A 17,771-nucleotide genomic window follows, 5' to 3' on the forward strand; every position below is an offset into this window, starting at 1 on the left:
TTATATTGCTTTTCTCAGTTTTTTATAGAACGCTTCTTCCAGATCTGCAATGTGAAGCATGTTTTTTGAAAGCTGATTGTAGATATCGCTTTTAGAATTCCTGTTTTTGTACACTCGTGCAATATCTACGGCCAAATCTCTCCAAAGGTCACCGATCGTGGTAATTTCTTTGGAAAGTTCGTTTAGTTTATCATTTTTAAGAATTACGGCTGCTTCCTGTAAGAATGCCCCGTAAATAAATCTGAAACCACCACCTCCAGTGCCGATTTCTTCCTGCATACGGATCAGTTGTCCTAAATAATGATTTGTAGTTTTTGTCCCTTTTTTAGCAGCCCATTTCGGGATGCTTTTTGCTACCCATCTGATGGCTTTTACTCCAATAATCGGCACTGGTGCCAGCATATTTTTGCAGGTGTCTTTAATTCCTTTTTTAATTGCTTCTTCCAGATTTACATGCTCGGGAATATAAGTAGGGTAGTACATATGACCTTTTGGCGGTAGTGCACCTTTGGCGTATCTCACTTTTTCCAATTCGGCTTCAGAAAGAGTGGTGACATAGTCCATTACCGGGTCGCTAATCAGAAATTTATCATCTTCTTTTCCATAAACAACCAGATTGTGAGCATTAAAGTGAAATTTGTATTCTTCGGGGAAATAGGTAAGATTAAAAACGCCGACCTGTAAACCTGTAGGTATATTTTGATTCAAATTTCTTTCCAATGCTTTTTGAGCATCAGCAGGATTTGAAAATTTTTCTCTTTTAATTTTAATTCCCAATCGTTTTGCGGCTTTGCTGAAGATCGCTCCGGGCATCGGACGATAGCTGAATCCGGGTGCAAAATTTACTTTTAAAAAAGGGAGATAGACAAAGAATAATCCCGAACCGATCCCGAAGATCATGGGTTCGCTGAGTTTCAACCCTTTGTTTAATAATAAATTGGAGGCAACACCGTTTTCGCAATGCGCAGTCTGATGGTGTTCAAAATTAATTTTCATTCTTAGCTTGATTTACTATACTTTCAGGTTTTAAAACCCTGAAGTTTTCTATTTACCGTTAAAGTTTTTTAGTTCCTCCACTGAAATTCCGAAAGTATCGGCATATTTTTTCAGAACAGAATCGCTTAGTGTTTTAAATATTCCTGGTTTTCCGTGTCTTTTTACCCGCCACTGCCACATTCCTACGTAAGCGGCCAGTACCTGAAAGTCCATCTTATTCAGTTCCATAAAATAAATGATAGGACTGACTTTATTATCGGCAACATTTTGTCTTGCTTCTTCAATTCTTTCGTGAATCAGTTCCATCGATTCGTCCAAAGCGGCTTTTTTTGCATCCCATCCAATGCTGTGGGCGGTTGTATAATTATCATTTTCATCCGTAACATACAGAACTTCTGTCATGTTGGCGGATTGTAGATTGCTTTCGTCTTGGGGAAGGTCCTGTTTTTTCATTGATATCAGTGTTTTACTTCCTGAATAAACAAATTTATTTCAGCTCTGATTAATAATTCATCATTAAGAAAAGTCTCACAAAAAATATTACAGATATTCTCAAATTGAGAAATCAGTGAAGCTTTGGAGATGATTTTGTCTCCAACCTTTGGCAATGCAAAAATTTCGATTTTCTTGATATTGGTGATAAAGCCAATCACTTTTGTATCTGTTTCAGGATTTTCGAAGAAGCTTTGCCCGAGAATTGATGAACATGTCTGTGCTGAATTTTCAATCAAACCTGCTTCAGCGAATTCATTATTGTGGACAAAAATATTGTCTTCTTTTATTTCAAAGGAAGTCATCACTTTTTCCTTGGTCAATTCCAGGATATAATCTGCCATCAGCATCGGATCACGATGCGGCAGAAAATTATGGATATTGATGATGTTCTCTTCCTTGATTTCCATTCAATTATATATTATTTTGAATTAAAATTTTAACGCAAAGTTTACAAAGATTTTTTATAATGCTAAATGTATTTAAGTTGACAAAAGCATTCGTTGAATCTTAGTGCAAATTTCTTTAATTCAAATATTACATTACTACAGTTTTCATCTGGGATTTAGCAATAACCTCATCATTGACTTTCGTGATGACATCTACCAAAGTTACGCCCATCATTTCATTAATGATAGAAACTTCTGACGTTAGTTGATCGCCCAATTTCGGTAATTGTATGGCTTCAAAAGTTTTGATGGCACCAATGTAACCGGTTGGGGCTTCTTTTCCCAATAAATAATATTTGTAGCCAGTGTGCAAAGCAACACTTTGCGCCTGATGTTCTACCAAACCTGAAGCCTGAAAAATCCCGTCCTGAACAAAAAGATTTTCCTCTTTCACTTCAAATCCTGAAACCAATTGTGTTTCAGAGTATTCTGCAATGCTGTTTACCATTACGAAAGGAAACCGTTGCGGAATTAAGCTTTCCACAAAGTTCTTATCGGATGTAGGCAATCGGTTTTCCATTAGCAAACTGTTAATAAAGCACAAGAATATGCGAATCTTCCGCTTTCAGGAACACAAAGAAGTACTTTTTCACCTTTTTTCAGTCTTCCTGAATTCATTAACTGTTCCAGGGCGATGAAAATTGATCCGGCTCCGATGTTTCCTACTTCAGAAAGATTGTAAAACCATTTTTCCCAAGGGAAATCCAATCCTACATTGGCAAATTCATTTTTTAAACCTTCTTTAAAATAACCTGACGAAATATGCGCCAGTACATGGTCTATTGTATTGGGATCAAGATTGTGCTTGTCGAAAGACGCTCTTAAACTTTCGGCACCTTTTACCAAAATATACTGATCTAAAATTTTTGTATCCTGCTTCAGTGCGAAAATAGATTGTTTCAGCCATTCGTCTGACGGATAATCTGCCCATGATTTTAAACTGCCGTCTTCCTGCTTTTCACATCCTGCATACATACACGCTTCAATTTCGTGAGCATAGGAATAGAAATCAATAAATTCTATTTTTAAAGAAACTTCGTTTTCTCTTGGTTTATTTTCAAGAAGAAAAGCACCGGCACCGTCAGAAAGCATCCATCTTAAGAATTCTCTTTTAAAAGCGATGATGGGTCTTTCTTCTAATAATGCCAGATTTTCGGCTTCGTGATTGAATTTATCCGCAGTCATCCATGCAGACATTCTTTCGGAACCAACGCAAACGGCATTGTTGTTTGCACCTGCTTTTACAGAAAGAAATCCGTAGTTCAGGGCATTCATCCCGGAGTTGCAAAGACCTGTTGCCGTATTAATGGCTAGAGGTTTATTGATGTCAAGCTCGCCGTGAATCATAGAAGCATGTGAAGGTTGGATCTGGTCAGGGGAAGAAGTTCCCACAGAAAGCAATTCCATATCTTCTTTTTTGAATTTGTCATCAAAAAGCTGCTTTACTGCATTGGCTGCAATCTGGGCATTGGTATGGGTAGGATTTCCTTCTTTATCTAAAGCATAATATCGTGTTGTAATTTTATTATTTCTTAAAATAAGAGCTTTAGCTTTAGATTTTGCGCCATTTATATAACCAAGATACGTTTCCATTTCATCATTAGAAACCGGTTCATTCGGTAAGTATGTTGATGCTTTTGTTATAAATACGTCGTACATTCTATTTTATATTAATTCCTTGTAAATATTCTCTTTGTTTTTTTCTTTTAAACCAAAAGATAGGTGTTGTGAGCAAATGTAATACCAGAACTATTGGTGATATAATCCAGATGGCTGCCATCAAATATACCTTAAAGAATTTGATCAGCAAAGGTCGCTTTTCTTTTTTCCTGATAATAAGATTTGACCATACTTTGAAAATCTTGTTCCCAACCTTTTCTACCCGAACCAAAAAAGCCCTGATTTCCACCGCTCCGTTTTTTACAAGATCAGGCTGAAGGCTTTCCAGCGTATTTCCAGAAAAATGCTTTTCAATAATCCTGCCGTATTTTACGGAACCTTTAATTTCTTCGTCTGACACGCCGGCTGCAGGAAGTAATCCGGATTTTTCCTTTTTCCCGGTTGTCATCCATCGAAGGATTGTCAGTACGCTGGTATAATTGTCATGTCTGTCTACAAGTGCAATATTTCCCACCAGTTTAGCCTGCATCTCTTTTAAATAGACTTTCAGTTTTTCCTGGGAAAACATCCACATATTTCGGGTTCCTGAAACGGTAACGACAGGAGTGTCTTTAAGGATATTTTCTGCAAAGCCACTTTTTAGGAATGATATGATCGGAATCGAAGGGGTAAGATACCAGACCTGATATCCGAAAATCACCAGATCAAATTTTTTATTCAGAACCTCTTCGGGAGGAGGGAGTATTTCGCTAGGAATCTGAAGGTAAGATTCGGGAAAGGTGTTAAAAAATACATCACCAGACCAAGGAAAAGGAAAATCTTTTTTTAGTCTGATGTTGTAGTATGTCACGTTATATTCCTCACTTTTTTCTTCAAACGGATGGGCGATATTTTTTACAATATCTTCCAACTGTCCGGACTGGGTGTAATATATAACAAGTATATTTTTTTTCATTAATTCTTTTTATCCGTTTACAAAAATATGCTTTTCCTATTTATTATTCAGAACTAAATACTTTTAATGATTCAGAACTGAATTTTAATGTATAATCAGCATTATTCAATATGTTGTTTTTTCTGGTAAAGAAAATAATTGTTTCAGGAAGTTTGTCCAGAGAGCTGACATCAAAACTTTCATCTGAAACCAGCAGTATATCAATGTTTTTGGTGATTTCAGTATAGTTTTTTATATAATTGATTTTCCTTCTTTTTACCAGATAATTCTGTTCTGCAATCTGTCTTTTTTCCTCGTCTTTGATATAACTGAAAATTCTTCTTCCTGCCTGCTGAAGGGTCAGTACAACATCTTTCTGCCCAAAATCATCTGCAATATGAAGGATATTCGCATCTTTCGGAATATGTTTATTGAGCTCAAAATAAACACTTTTGTTGTTCTGAAAATCTGCTTTAACTTCACTTACAACCTCAGCATCTTTATACAGAAAACTTAAAAACAGTTTTTTCTTAAAATAATTTTCGTCTTCCAGTTCATTCCTCAAAGCCGCAAATTCCTGTCTGAAATAGGCATTGATTTTTTTAGTTCTTTCCGAATAATTCAACCCAAAACTAATATCTTCTTTTTTAATTCTTTCGCCGATTTTTACGGTTATGGCGCCGTCATAAATGATGAAGTCTCCTTTTGGCAAAACCTCGGAATTCCCATGAATATAAATCGGCAATATATCCAGGCCAAACTGTTCCGCCAGATAAAAAGCTCCTTTATGAAACCTTTTGATGTCGTTGGTGTATGAACGCTCCGCTTCAGGAAAAACAACAAGAGAATATCCCTGGTTAATTTTTTCTTTCAATTTCTCAACTCCGTTTTCTATACCCTGGGATACCGGATAACATCCCAGTGCTTTTACCATTTTCCCAAAAACGGGAGACTGATATACCCAGTCATTAACCAGGTAAACAATCTTATGAGTAGTCATTGCTATAGCTAAAGTATCCAGAAACGACGTGTGGTTGGCAATAATGACCGCCGGTCTGCTGAAATCTTCTTTCGTAGCTTTAATGATCTTTTTCCTTACCCATGGATTCGTAAATAGAACAGAAGTTAAAAACTTTGCAGAAATTAATTTAAAAAAGTTTAACGTCCCTCCCTTGGAATTTTTTGTAAAGGGACTGATAAATAAAGAAAAGAATAGCCCTCCCAATCCATAATACAAAAAAGACAGTATGGAATGCAAAAAGAGCCTGAATGTAATCGGTGACAGTCCTTTTCTTGCCCTGTTTGTAATCAGCAGCCTAAACCAGAAAGGATATAATGTTGAAGTAATAATAATCACTGAAAACATCCCGATCAAGGCGACCAATGCGAGCGAATGAAGAGCAGGGTGTTTAGCAAATATCAAGGAACCGATTGATAATATCGTGGTAAAAACTGCCAGAATGATGGAAGTTCTGTACGTAGGAAGTTCATTTTTTCCTGTCGTATGTTCCTTCTGCATCGCCTGGGTAAGGAAAATGCTAAAATCATCTCCTACACCAAATACCAACGTACAAACAACCGTACTGAAAATATTTAATTCCAGTCCTAAGAAATAGAGAATTCCCGCTGTAACGACTCCTGTTAAAACAATTGGAAACATCGTTAAAACTGTTAATTCAAAATTTCTAAAGAAAACGATGATCGTTAAAATAATAGCTAAAAGAGAATAATTAATCAGGGTGTTAAAATCCCTTTTCAGTAATCCCAAGAAGTTTTCATTCATTTGCTGACGGTCAATGGCCAGGACATGTTTTTTCTCAATATCTTTAATGAAGCCGTCTCTTTTGCCCTCATCAACTTTCACCACATTCGAAACGGTAAAGAATCCGTTTTCCTGGCTCAGAAACTCAGAAACCTGGAGTGCTTTAATTTTTTTGTAATCGTCAAGACTTAACGGAACATAATTTTTATTTAAATTATCATTAAATTGGTTAAATGCTGCACTATTAAAACCATATTTATTTCCATTTTTAATCAGTTCGGAAATTGTGCCGGCTTTTTTTCCATCGGTCCAGAATTTATTCCATTCTTTTATTTTTTCCTGTTGGTCTTTCTCTGATAAAACGACTTTCCCAAGAGAATTATAGCTCAATATTTTCCCTTCCTGCTTTTCTTTTTCCAGAAAACCATTTAATGCTGAATTTTTTGAAAGGGCTTCTTCCGCAGAATTTCCATATGAAATGGTATAAATGGATTTTGAAGTGATATCAGAAATCTTCTGTAATTTAGCCTCGCTGATTTTCAGATCTTTTGGAATATAGTTTAAATCCCCGATATCTTCATTAAATCTCACATGCCTGAACCCAAACAGGCACGCAATAATGATCACCGAACAGACAACGATCAGCGGCTTGTTCTTTTCATATGGATAAGATCCGATCTTATCAATAAAATTAGTATTGGCTTTCTTCTCTTTCTTGGGATGATATAATTGTGGAACGATAATCAAGGCTGTCACGGAAGACAGGATGACAGTAATTGCTGCAAAAAGTCCCAGGTCCTTTAATGCTTCAGACCGTACGAATACAAGACACAAAAATGAAACAGCAGTTGTTGCGCTGCTTAATATGACCGGCTGCGTGATTTCTTTATACAGTTCTTCTATATTATTGTTGTGCTTGTAATGCGTAAGAATATGAAGCGCATAATCGATCGTTATCCCAATCAGAATAGCTCCCACGCTCAGCGAAATAGCTGAAATTTTATCTTTAATAAAGTATAAAATCAATAATGCCAGTAAAACGGAAAAAACCGTTGGCAGAAAAACAATAATCGGAGTAAAAAAATTCCTGAAATAGTAAATCAATAAAATCAAAAGTACAGTCATCGAGATCATTACCGTATTTTGAATATCCTTTTTAATTTGTTGGGCATTCGCAACCGCAATAACCGGAGAACCAAAATAGCTGATCTCTGTTTTTCCTTTGAATTGCCTGTTGAGATTGTCTTTTATCTCATTCAGCTTATTGATAAAATCTTCATTGTGTTTGGTGTCGTTGCTTTTATTTTTCGGGTCAAGAAAAAGAAGAAGATTTTTTCCGTCTTTGGTAACGATGTAACTGTTTTCGAGTTTAAAATCCTTACTGATATTTAAGGCGTTCAGTTTTTTTATCCCTAAAAAAGTAATGCCGAGCGGATCTTTTTTGATGAATTCTTTGGTTACCAGACTCGTTGGAGAAGCAAGTGATATATAATTGTTTTCTACCTGTCTGGCGATACTGTCTTTATTAAGCTTTCTTGCGATTTCTTTATAATCGTTTTTATCTAAAAATAAAGGAAGATTCTGATTGACAAAATCAAATGTTTCTGAAATTTCATTGTCGTTCACCTTTCCCTGAACTGAGCCAATGTACTTTTGTAACGGCTTGATCTTTTGCAGAAAAGTATCCGCCGTTTCTGAAAGCTGAAAATTATCTTCTTTGGATTTATTTTCAATAATTACAATGATTTTATCAGAAAAGTTAAGTTGTTTGAGAACTTTTGCTGTAAGATCAGACTTTTCATTTTTTGGAATGATCTGATTGATGTCTTCTTCAAAATTAATTTTTGATGCAAAAAAAAGACATATGAAAGCAATTCCGGCTGCAAACAATACAGACAGAAGTTTGTTTTTAGAAATCAGATAATATAAAAAAATGAAAAAACGATGCATCAGGTTATTGAATCAAGTTTGCAAATTTAATTTTTTCAGTACAGTTTGAAAATTTTTAACATAAGTTTATCTGAAATCAATAATTTTTTAGTTAAAATAAAAAAAATATTTACTTTTGTAAAAGTTCCCTATTAATGACGAAAAAAAGCCAGGCAGTTGCCTGGAGTTATTATGTTTAAAACATTTGATGAAAAAACAGACAAATTTTTATTTGTACTCGTTCTCCCGTTTCTCCTTTTTTTCATGTCCTATTACGGATTTGAATCTTCTTATGTCGTAGGAATCAAATCCTGGCAAAAAGCACCCGATTTCATGTTTTCGTCGGTATACGCCTATCGTGTCATACCGAATTACTTAAGTGTTCATGTTACGGAGGCGGTTATATTTATAGTTGATCATTACTTACCTTCTTCGAAAAACTTCCTTTTGAAGCAGGGATCTTTTTTTTATCACAGCACTTTTCTTATCAATGTCTTCTTCTTTCTTCTGACCTCTGTTTTTTTATATAAAATTTTAACGTTAAAGCCTGTCAGGATTTTGTCAGATGAAAATACAAAAAAAATGCTTCATCTGATTGCTGTATTTTTTATTGTGATCGTGCAGTATGTTCCGACAAACTGTGATTGTATAGCCATTTTTTTTTACGTATTGGGAATTTTTTATACCCTTAAATACCTACAAAATAAAAAACGTTTATACCTGATCAGTTTAGGCTTAATCACTTTTATATCAACTTTTACCAGGGAAACTTCATGTCTTACTATAGCTTTTTTTGCAGCAGTTTTTATAGATCGTGAGGATCTTAGGAAAAGGAATTTTGTCTTTGTAAAAGAAACTTTCTTTTTGATGCTCGCTTTCGTTTTACCATATATTGGCTTACGGTTGATGATCCGGCAACACGCATCGTTTGTGGAAGGAGTTTATTTTATGAAAAATTTTACGAGTCCTTACAATCTTATTGGGCTTTTGTTTGGAGTGCTAAGTATGTATTTCAGCTACAAAATGTCTCAAAAAGCAGGGAGATTGCTGATTCGGAAATATCTTTTTTTCTCTGCACCATATATTCTGATGATTGCTTCAGTGGGACTTTTCTGGGAAGCAAGACTTTTCCTGCCCTTAATTCTAACGGGAATTGTAGCTGTTTCACAAAACGGGGCTGAAAGAATTAAGGAAGAAGAAAATTCGAATACGTATCAATCGTAAATTTTCCTCTTTCGATATTTTTAAAGCTGGAAAAAATAATAAAGTTTAAAAGACAGTAGAAAATAATGATTCCGTGTATTATTTTTCTGTTGCCACTATTTGCCGAATACATAGCGTATGGCATTAAATATCCTGTTGCCGTAAAGAATATGCCGGTAAGCCGGGAAGAAAATATAGTACTCTCTCTGAATATAAAAAAGAAGCATATTCCCAATACACAAAAATTTCTCATGTATTCATAGTAAGGATACTTTTCTTTCATATTATTGTCAAAAGCAAATAGAAATATCGTGGAAAGTATGGCATTTCCTTCGGGAACTCCAATTCCTCCATTGAGCCTTTCTGTGGTGGTGCTCAGATTGATATAGTTATTGAATCCGGTCATTAAGCTGCTTTCTTCGGGAAGAAAACTTCCAAAATATTTATATATCTCAAAAGGCGAAAGGATCATTGACCCTATTATGGCGGTTGCCATAATCGTTTTATTGATAGGAACTCGGGCGAGCCAGTACATAGGCAGGAAAAATATACACACATTATGGATTCCCATTGCCAAATAAATACAAATAAGATAATACCAGACTTTTCTTTCTTTAATAAAACGTATTGAAAAATAACAGATAATCGTTCCCAGTGCCTGCCTCATCTGACCGTTTTCCCCAATAAAGAAACTTGGAAAAAAGAACAGAAGAATTGTCGTGTAAGGATAAAGAGAGTTTTCTTTAATGTTTATATAATTTAACGGAATGGAAATAAGCGCCAGAAAAAAAGTCACCACGTAGAAAGGAGGTGCCAGGAATACATCGAATATAAGTTTATTGATCAGAATATACAGCCATTCCATATCCAGTGGACTATCCAACTTAAGGGCTTTCCTGAAAATATCGGTATAATTTGTATGAGAACTGTACCAGAAATAAATATTCTTATAGCTCCCGTAATCAGGCCCCGCATCTCTGAAACCGACAACAAGAATAAACCATGCAGCAATAGGAATCAGGTATTTTGTGCTGGGTTTTTCGTCCCGGTAGGCTTCGGCAAAGCTTAGGCATAAAATAATGATGAAGGGAACCAGATAATAAGGGTGCAGTAGATGCATACATTTGTGTTTTGTATATGCAAAAGTAATGAAATATTTAATATGTAATAACTAAAAATAAATAAAGCTTAAAAGAAAATGCGTAATTTAGCGAATCTGATAAAGCACAAATCAAACACATTTAAAAAGTGATTAATTCTAACAGAATTAAATTTTAAAGATGAAAAAAAACACATTAGATTATCAATTCATTCTCTACCTCATCGTTGTTACTTTCTTATGTATTTTTAAAGTATATTTTGCCTACCTCACCTGCAACGGCTATGCATTTGCCGACTGGCTGATTAATTATCAGGAAGCAGGCTTCAGCAGAAGGGGATTGCCGGGAACTGTTTTTGTTTTTTTATATAACGTATTTTCGATAAAGGTTCAATACGCTGTATTCTTCACGCAAACCATTGTGTATGTATTGTTCTTTTATTTTCTCTATAAGCTTTTAAGGGTTAAAAAGGCGAATCTAATTGATGCTCTATTTCTCTTTACCCCATTTTGTCTATGGGGATTTTTTTCAGATCCTGCTATAGGAGCAAGGAAAGATGGTGTCTTATGGCTTCTTTTCGTTGCTTTTACTTATTATCTTTCGCAAAATAAACTTACAAAAACTAAAGAGTACAGCTTTCTATTATTGTTTGCCGTTTCGGTTTTTATTCATGAAAGTTTTGTTTTTTATGCCTCATATTTTTTAATTGCACTCTATTTTCATAATGGAAAAATTGATATCAAAAAGTCTATACTTATTTTGCTTTCATTCTGTGTTCCGGCAGGAATTATTTCGTTGACAGGAATCAATACCGATTATCATAAGACCATACAGATTGTCAGGGAATGCAACATTAATCTTCAGAAAGAAAATATTTTTGACTGGAAAGAAACGCAGCTTATTAAAATAGATTATTATACAAAAGAAATAAAAAACCTGAGTTTGTATGCCATAAGTGTAATACTTCAGCTAGGTTTTGTAATATTTTATATGTCTCTGAAAAAGTTCACGCCGGAAAACAGAAAAAAACTGTTAATGGCTTTTGCACTTGCTTTTTTCGTAAGTATTCCTTTATTTCTGATTGCTATCGATATCGGAAGATGGTTCTACAACAGTTTTATACTTTTTGAGATACTTCTTATTTCTTTGATTCCTGTTTCGGATAAGAAATTTTTTTCCCCTGAAATTTTTAAACGCCGAGGAATGCTGATTTTTATTCTTTTGGTTATGCTGGCTGACTTTGCTTACCGCGTTCCCTCTGCATTGATAGGAATACAGATAGGATTGCCTTTAAGGTTTTTTCTGAATATAATAACATAGATATGATCTTTTTCTTCTAAATTTCAAAACACATAATGATGATAAGCAGGATTCTACAACATTTCAACATCAAGATTTTCATTTATTGTCTCATCGCAGTTACCGCTGTTTACACCCTTGTATTTACTTATTATTATAATTTTAAAGACGACGGTTACATTCTCGCTGACTGGCTTATTAATTATGAGGATGGAGGTTTTAAAAGAAGAGGATTGTCAGGAAGTTTCTTTTTTCTGCTACAAGATGTCACGGGAATAAGGCTTAATTATTTAGTATATTTTTTTCAGTTTATCTTTATTTCAGGATTCTTTCTCCTGTACGCCAAACTGATTCGCTATAAGATTACGGATCTGTTGTATCTATCACTATTATTATCACCTATTGGTTTTGTGGGACTTTTAAATACGGTAACTTATGTAGGTAAAAAAGAATTTATTGTTTTCTTCCTGTTTACATGGTTTGTATATGCTTTAGATAATAATAAACTTTCAAAATGCAAAGAATATTTCTTTTGTGCAGCGCTGTTTGTAACAGTTCTTTTACATGAAGTCGTTTTATTTTACATCCCTTATTTTGCAATAGCTTTATATTTAAAAACCGGAAAATTTCAATATAAACGATACATCAAATATTTCCTTTCAGTCGGAATTCCTGCCATCATCATCTTTTTATTTGGAAAAAATGTGAACGAAGGAAAATCGTTGGAGATTTTAGCTTCAAGAGGAGTTCATCCCGTCTATGGAATCTTCTACTGGAATATTGATGAAAGACAGTATATTCTTGAGCACAAAAAGGAATATGTGCTGTATTTCATAAGCTTCACTTTAAGTGTATTTCACGTAAGTTATTATTTAAAGTTTCTAAACAACCGAAAGTTTTTGTCTATAGCATTATCAGGAGCATTTATATTCACTTTACCTTTATTTTATCTCGCAATTGACTGGGGAAGATGGATGTACATTCACATGATGATGATCATTATACTTTTCTCCCTCCTATTGAAAGAAGGAAACTCTGCATATGCGTTTGAAAGCATTACAATCAATAGGAAATTCTATATAACGAGCTTCATTATTTTAGCTTCATTACTATACAGAGTTGAGATGTCCGGGAAAGGCTTTACTTTTGAAGGAATATTGTATAGAGTGTTTATAGCACCACTGGAATTATTAAATAAAATGTAATTCCAAAAACCTATCTAATAAAAAAACTTTACTTTTGCAAAAATTTTTAGAATGTCGAAAAATTTAGTAATCGTCGAATCACCGGCAAAAGCAAAAACGATTCAGAAGTATTTAGGAAAGGATTTCGAAGTGAAATCCAGTTTCGGACATATCCGTGACCTGCCTAAAAAAGGAATGGGAATCGATTTAGCTACCTTCAGCCCTGATTACGAAGTTTCCGCCGACAAAAAGAAATTGGTGACCGAGCTGAAAGCCGCTGTTAAGAAAGCCGACATGGTTTGGCTGGCTTCCGATGAAGACCGTGAGGGAGAAGCGATTGCATGGCATCTTGCCGACGAGCTGAAGCTGAAGCCTGAAAACAGGAAAAGAATCGTTTTCCACGAAATTACTAAAAACGCTATTCTAAAAGCGATTGATAATCCGCGTGATATTGATCAGAATCTTGTGAATGCCCAGCAGGCAAGAAGGGTTCTCGACAGAATCGTAGGTTTTGAAATGTCACCGGTTCTCTGGAAAAAAGTAAAACCGGGACTATCCGCGGGGAGAGTTCAGTCGGTGGCCGTAAGACTGATCGTAGAAAGAGAAAAAGAAATCCGTGAGTTTGTTCCACGGGCGAGTTTTAAGGTGGATGGTGTTTTCCTTAATACAACAAATCAGGAAATTGCCGCAAAGCTTAAAAAAGATTTCGATAAAGAACAGGATGCAGAAAAATTCCTCGACCTTGCAAAAACAGTAGAGTTTAAAGTTTTAAATGTTGAAACAAAGCCAGGCACAAGATCGGCTTCAGCACCTTTTACGACGTCTACACTACAGCAGGAAGCTTCTTCAAGATTAGGATATAATGTTACCACAACGATGCGTCTGGCGCAGAGATTATACGAGGAAGGTTACATTACCTACATGAGAACAGACTCGGTAAATCTTTCTCAGGAAGCCATCGAAGGCGCCAAAAAACAGATCACTTCAGAATACGGAGCCGAATATTCTTCACCAAGAAATTATACCACCAAATCTTCATCAGCTCAGGAAGCGCACGAGGCTATCCGTCCGACTGATTTTGGTGTAAAAAGCATCGGTGATGCTCAGCTGAACAAGCTCTATCAGTTAATTTACAGACGAACACTGGCTTCCCAGATGGCGAATGCCAAAATTGAGAAAACGGTAATCGAAATCGGTGATGCAAAATTACCTCAAAACTTTGAAGCACAGGGAGAAGTCATCATTTTTGATGGTTTCCTGAAAGCATACGGAATTGTAAAAACGGAAGAAGATGATGAAGAAAACAATGAGAAATTACTTCCAAAAGTAAAAGTTGGGGAAACATTAGATTACAAAAGAATCACCGCTACAGAAAAGTTCACGAGGCCAAGTGCAAGATATACCGAAGCCGGTTTGGTAAGAAAGCTTGAAGAGTTGGGAATCGGTCGCCCTTCTACCTATGCACCGACCATTCAGACCATACAGAATCGTGAATATGTGGATAAACGAGAAATCGAGCCGCAAACCCGCGAAGTGGTTAAGATCTCCCTGACAAAAGATAAAATTAAAAAAGAAATCCTCGAAGAAAAATTCGGAGGTGATAAAAATAAATTCGTTCCTACTGACATCGGTGAAGTGGTGAATGACTTCCTGACGGATAATTTCAAAGAAATCCTTGACTACGGATTCACAGCCAGAGTAGAAGAAAGCTTTGATGAAATTGCCAGCGGCGACCAGAAATGGAAGCAGATGATGACGGATTTCTACTCAAAATTCCATCCGAGAATTGAAGATGTAGAAGAAAATGCCGACAGAGCGACAGGCGACAGACTCCTTGGAACTGATCCGAAAACCGGTAAAAATGTTCACGCAAGAATCGGAAGATTCGGAGCAATGATCCAGATCGGGGAAACCGATGATGAGGAAAAACCTGTTTTTGCATCACTAATGGTCGGTCAAAATATTGCAACCATCACCCTTGAAGAAGCATTGGAATTATTTAAGCTTCCGTTTGATCTTAGTGAAGTTGACGGACAGCCGGTTTCAGTAGGGGTCGGAAGATTCGGACCATATGTGAAATGGGGAGAAACATACATCAGCATTCCGAAAGGAGAAGATCCGCTTTCCGTAGATCAGAAGCGTGCAGAAGAAATTATTAATGAAAAGAAAATTGCCGACGCACCGATCGCAACGTACAAAGGTGAACCTGTAACGAAAGGTTCCGGAAGATTCGGGCCGTTCATTAAGTATAAAGATATTTTCGTCAATGTCCCGAAGAGATATGATTTTGAAAATCTTTCTCAAAGTGATATTAACGAACTGATTGATGCCAAGCTTGAAAAAGAAGCCAACCGGTACATCCAGCAATGGGAAAAAGAAAAGATCTCTATTGAAAACGGAAGATGGGGACCGTTCATCAAATTCGGGAAAGCAATGTTCAAGATTCCAAAGAAAAAGGATGATTCTAAATACGATGCCGAAGAATTGAAAGAAGTTTCTTTAGATGAAGTTAAAAAATGGATCACCGATCAGGATAAGAATGCTTTCGCAGAAAAGAAAAAGCCTGCCGCCAAGAAAACAGCTGCAGCGAAGAAAACAACAACAGCGAAAAAGCCGGCAGCAAAAAAGCCTGCTGCGAAAAAGTAAAATAATTTTAAATACGAGCACAGATTTTGGTCTGTGCTTTTTGTTTTAACCAAAATGTGGAAAAATCATGCAAACCTTGTCAAAGTTATCAGTCGTTAACTTTGTAAGTTTTTGAAAATGGTAATAAATCGACCCAAAAAAATTCATCAATCAAGCTCTTGCATTCACCAACCAGCCTTTTACCTTCAAAATCCGACCAAAAAGGTTGATTTTCCACCCTTTTTGCCTCACCGTTGAACCTTTTAGCATGAAAAACCAGCCTTTTAGGATGAATTTTCACCCTTTTTGCATGAAAAATGACCCTTTTTGGCTGGTTGTTGAGCCTAAAAGGGTCGTTTTTGAATCCCGGACTTAATTATTATTCTTTATTAGGAAGTTTCTTATATCTTTTCCTTACAAACCTCTGGCTCAGATCTTCGTAGATCGGTTTTGCAGTGGGGATGCCTTTGTCACAAGCTTCTTTTGCAGAGCCATAATAAAACATAGCAGCAGTGAGCGCTTCACTTCCCGCCAGGATTACCGTATCCCTGATGTCTGATGCCAGCTGTGTTGCCAGATTCCCGAGCGGGTCAAGTGCTGTCACCAAAGCCTCATCTTTTAAAAACTCTGTTTTGTCCATGTAATTAGGAACGAATTCGGGATTGGTTTGCATATAGCTTTTTACCTTTTGTACGGTAGCTACCGTTTTGTCTCCCATTTTAAAGATAGACTCTTTTTCGGCTGAGGTTAAGGCCTGCAAATAAGGCGCTAGAAGTGTTTTGCATTCTTGTAATTTTTGATTAACCTGTTCGATTACAGCTTGAGGGATTTCTACACTGATCTGATTTTGCTTACTCATCGTTTGTGAATTTTAAATTGTTAACGGCCAAAAGTAATAATTTTTTTAATACCATAAATAAACTTAATATCAGAAAGGATAATTTTTAAACCTTTGAATAGTATTATGTTAAATGAAGGGGCGCATAATTTATCCCGGAAATTATCCCATGGAAATCCTGCAAAACTTTGTCAAAGTTTTAAACTTTGACAAAGTTATTAAGCCGTTAACTTTTTGTAAGTTTGTGAAAATAATGCGGACTACAAATGGATTTTGAAGATTTTATCATATCACCCAGAAATTTTAAAACGGAAAGCTGGCAGATCGGAAACAGAATAACAAAAGATATCAAAGAAGACAGTATCGTTTTGCTGTTTGTTTCCGATTACAGAGGCGCAAACGGTGATGCCGAAGTACAGGATTTTACCGGAATCAGAAGAGAATTTTACAAGCTGTCACAGCTGGATTTTGAAATTCCGGTGGTCGATCTCGGGGATCTGGTTTCCGGAAAGTCGGTTCAGGATTCTCATTATATCCTTCAGGAAGTTCTGTCGGCATGTCATTACAAAAGAGCCATTCCGGTCATTGTCGGAGGGTCTAATGATTTTGCATTCTCTCTTTTTTCTGCGCTTAATTTTCATACTAAAAATATCAGCTATACGCAGATCAGCAATATTATTTCTCTTCAACAGGGAGAGATGATCAATGAATATACTTTTTTAAGTAAAATTTTCGGAGCGAAGAATTTCTCCATTAAAAATTACCATCATTTAGGATATCAGAAACATTTGAACGAGATTGATTCCGTAAGGCTGATCAAGGAAGTGGAATTTGATATCATCCGTCTTGCAGAAATGATGAATTCTACAGAAAAAACAGAACCGTTTTTCAGAAAGACAGATCTTGTAACAGTTAATTGTGATGCCATTGAAAGCTTCAGTGAGCCTTTTTCAATGAATCCGCAGGTCAACGGACTGAACCGAAGAGAAATCTGTGCTTACATGAAGGAAATCGGACTGAGCGAAAACCTGAAATCTGTAGGGATATTTAATTATAATATTTATTCTGAAAATCAGCTCAATCACCAGCTTCTCGCACAAATGATATGGTATCTGATCGAAGGAATCAATATCCAGAGGTCTCATCCGAAAGAAAGGCATTATGAAGTATTTTATGTCCTGATTGATGACCGGCAGTACACCTTTAGGCGGGATACCTTTAGTAATCTTTGGTATTTCGGGGATGATGAAAATGTAGAAAACTGCGTTCCCTGTTCCAGGAAAGATTTTGATGAAGCTAAAAAAGGCTGGCTAAACACACGACTGACGAAAATTTAATAT

At 35.9% G+C, this 17,771-nt stretch carries 14 protein-coding genes; 5 read left to right on the forward strand and 9 right to left on the reverse strand.

What is annotated here, in order from left to right:
• The 7 genes from darH to AC3WV0_RS14885 all read right to left on the reverse strand — a co-directional run bounded on the left by darH (position 1) and on the right by AC3WV0_RS14885 (position 8,203).
• Entirely contained in the window at positions 1 to 996 is a 996-nt protein-coding gene (gene darH / locus AC3WV0_RS14855) for a BtrH-related acyltransferase DarH (RefSeq protein WP_488846876.1), read from the reverse strand.
• A gap of 48 nt (positions 997 to 1,044) precedes the next feature.
• Positions 1,045 to 1,449: a flexirubin biosynthesis protein DarG gene (DarG, locus tag AC3WV0_RS14860; RefSeq protein WP_488846877.1), complete on the reverse strand. Its 405-nt coding sequence runs from the start codon at positions 1,447 to 1,449 to the stop codon at positions 1,045 to 1,047.
• Between the two features lie 5 nt (positions 1,450 to 1,454).
• A complete protein-coding gene (locus AC3WV0_RS14865; RefSeq protein WP_488846878.1) occupies positions 1,455 to 1,898 on the reverse strand; it encodes a hotdog family protein in 444 nt (147 codons plus the stop codon).
• Between the two features lie 127 nt (positions 1,899 to 2,025).
• The gene (locus AC3WV0_RS14870; protein ID WP_488846879.1) at positions 2,026 to 2,457 is read right to left on the reverse strand and encodes a hotdog family protein; all 432 of its coding nucleotides are present in this window, start codon (positions 2,455 to 2,457) and stop codon (positions 2,026 to 2,028) included.
• Positions 2,457 to 3,596 carry a dialkylresorcinol biosynthesis protein DarB gene (darB, locus tag AC3WV0_RS14875; protein ID WP_488846881.1) on the reverse strand — a complete coding sequence of 380 codons (1,140 nt, stop codon included), beginning with the start codon at positions 3,594 to 3,596 and terminating at the stop codon, positions 2,457 to 2,459. The genes AC3WV0_RS14870 and darB overlap by 1 nt, the downstream gene beginning before the upstream one ends.
• A 1-nt stretch (position 3,597) precedes the next feature.
• Positions 3,598 to 4,512 (reverse strand): dialkylresorcinol condensing enzyme DarA, encoded by a 915-nt coding sequence (locus AC3WV0_RS14880; protein WP_488846883.1) that lies wholly within the window; start codon positions 4,510 to 4,512, stop codon positions 3,598 to 3,600.
• 43 nt (positions 4,513 to 4,555) lie between these two features.
• Complete coding sequence (locus tag AC3WV0_RS14885; RefSeq protein WP_488846884.1) at positions 4,556 to 8,203, reverse strand: MMPL family transporter; 3,648 nt, start codon at positions 8,201 to 8,203, stop codon at positions 4,556 to 4,558.
• A 171-nt stretch (positions 8,204 to 8,374) separates the two neighbouring features.
• On the opposite strand from AC3WV0_RS14885, the gene AC3WV0_RS14890 reads away from it, so the two are divergent.
• Positions 8,375 to 9,406, forward strand: a complete 1,032-nt coding sequence (locus tag AC3WV0_RS14890) for a hypothetical protein (protein WP_488846886.1) — start codon at positions 8,375 to 8,377, stop codon at positions 9,404 to 9,406.
• On the opposite strand, the gene AC3WV0_RS14895 is transcribed toward AC3WV0_RS14890, so the two are convergent.
• Complete coding sequence (locus AC3WV0_RS14895; RefSeq protein WP_488846887.1) at positions 9,369 to 10,505, reverse strand: EpsG family protein; 1,137 nt, start codon at positions 10,503 to 10,505, stop codon at positions 9,369 to 9,371. The genes AC3WV0_RS14890 and AC3WV0_RS14895 overlap by 38 nt on opposite strands.
• Positions 10,506 to 10,665: 160 nt before the next feature.
• Here AC3WV0_RS14895 and AC3WV0_RS14900 point away from each other — a divergent pair, with 160 nt between their 5' ends.
• From AC3WV0_RS14900 to topA, 3 genes are read left to right on the forward strand one after another with little or no spacing between them, the layout of a single operon-like run.
• The gene (locus AC3WV0_RS14900) at positions 10,666 to 11,805 is read left to right on the forward strand and encodes a hypothetical protein (protein ID WP_488846888.1); all 1,140 of its coding nucleotides are present in this window, start codon (positions 10,666 to 10,668) and stop codon (positions 11,803 to 11,805) included.
• Positions 11,806 to 11,840: 35 nt separating this feature from the next.
• Positions 11,841 to 12,989: a hypothetical protein gene (locus AC3WV0_RS14905; protein WP_488846890.1), complete on the forward strand. Its 1,149-nt coding sequence runs from the start codon at positions 11,841 to 11,843 to the stop codon at positions 12,987 to 12,989.
• Positions 12,990 to 13,040: 51 nt separating this feature from the next.
• On the forward strand, positions 13,041 to 15,614 hold the full coding sequence (gene topA / locus AC3WV0_RS14910; protein ID WP_488846891.1) for a type I DNA topoisomerase: 2,574 nt from the start codon (positions 13,041 to 13,043) through the stop codon (positions 15,612 to 15,614).
• A 358-nt stretch (positions 15,615 to 15,972) separates the two neighbouring features.
• On the opposite strand, the gene AC3WV0_RS14915 is transcribed toward topA, so the two are convergent.
• Positions 15,973 to 16,452: a hypothetical protein gene (locus AC3WV0_RS14915; RefSeq protein WP_488846893.1), complete on the reverse strand. Its 480-nt coding sequence runs from the start codon at positions 16,450 to 16,452 to the stop codon at positions 15,973 to 15,975.
• Between the two features lie 245 nt (positions 16,453 to 16,697).
• Here AC3WV0_RS14915 and AC3WV0_RS14920 point away from each other — a divergent pair, with 245 nt between their 5' ends.
• On the forward strand, positions 16,698 to 17,768 hold the full coding sequence (locus AC3WV0_RS14920; RefSeq protein WP_488846895.1) for a formimidoylglutamase: 1,071 nt from the start codon (positions 16,698 to 16,700) through the stop codon (positions 17,766 to 17,768).
• The last annotated feature ends 3 nt before the right edge of the window (positions 17,769 to 17,771 follow it).

The sequence above is a fragment of the Chryseobacterium sp. 27AL genome (assembly GCF_057815395.1).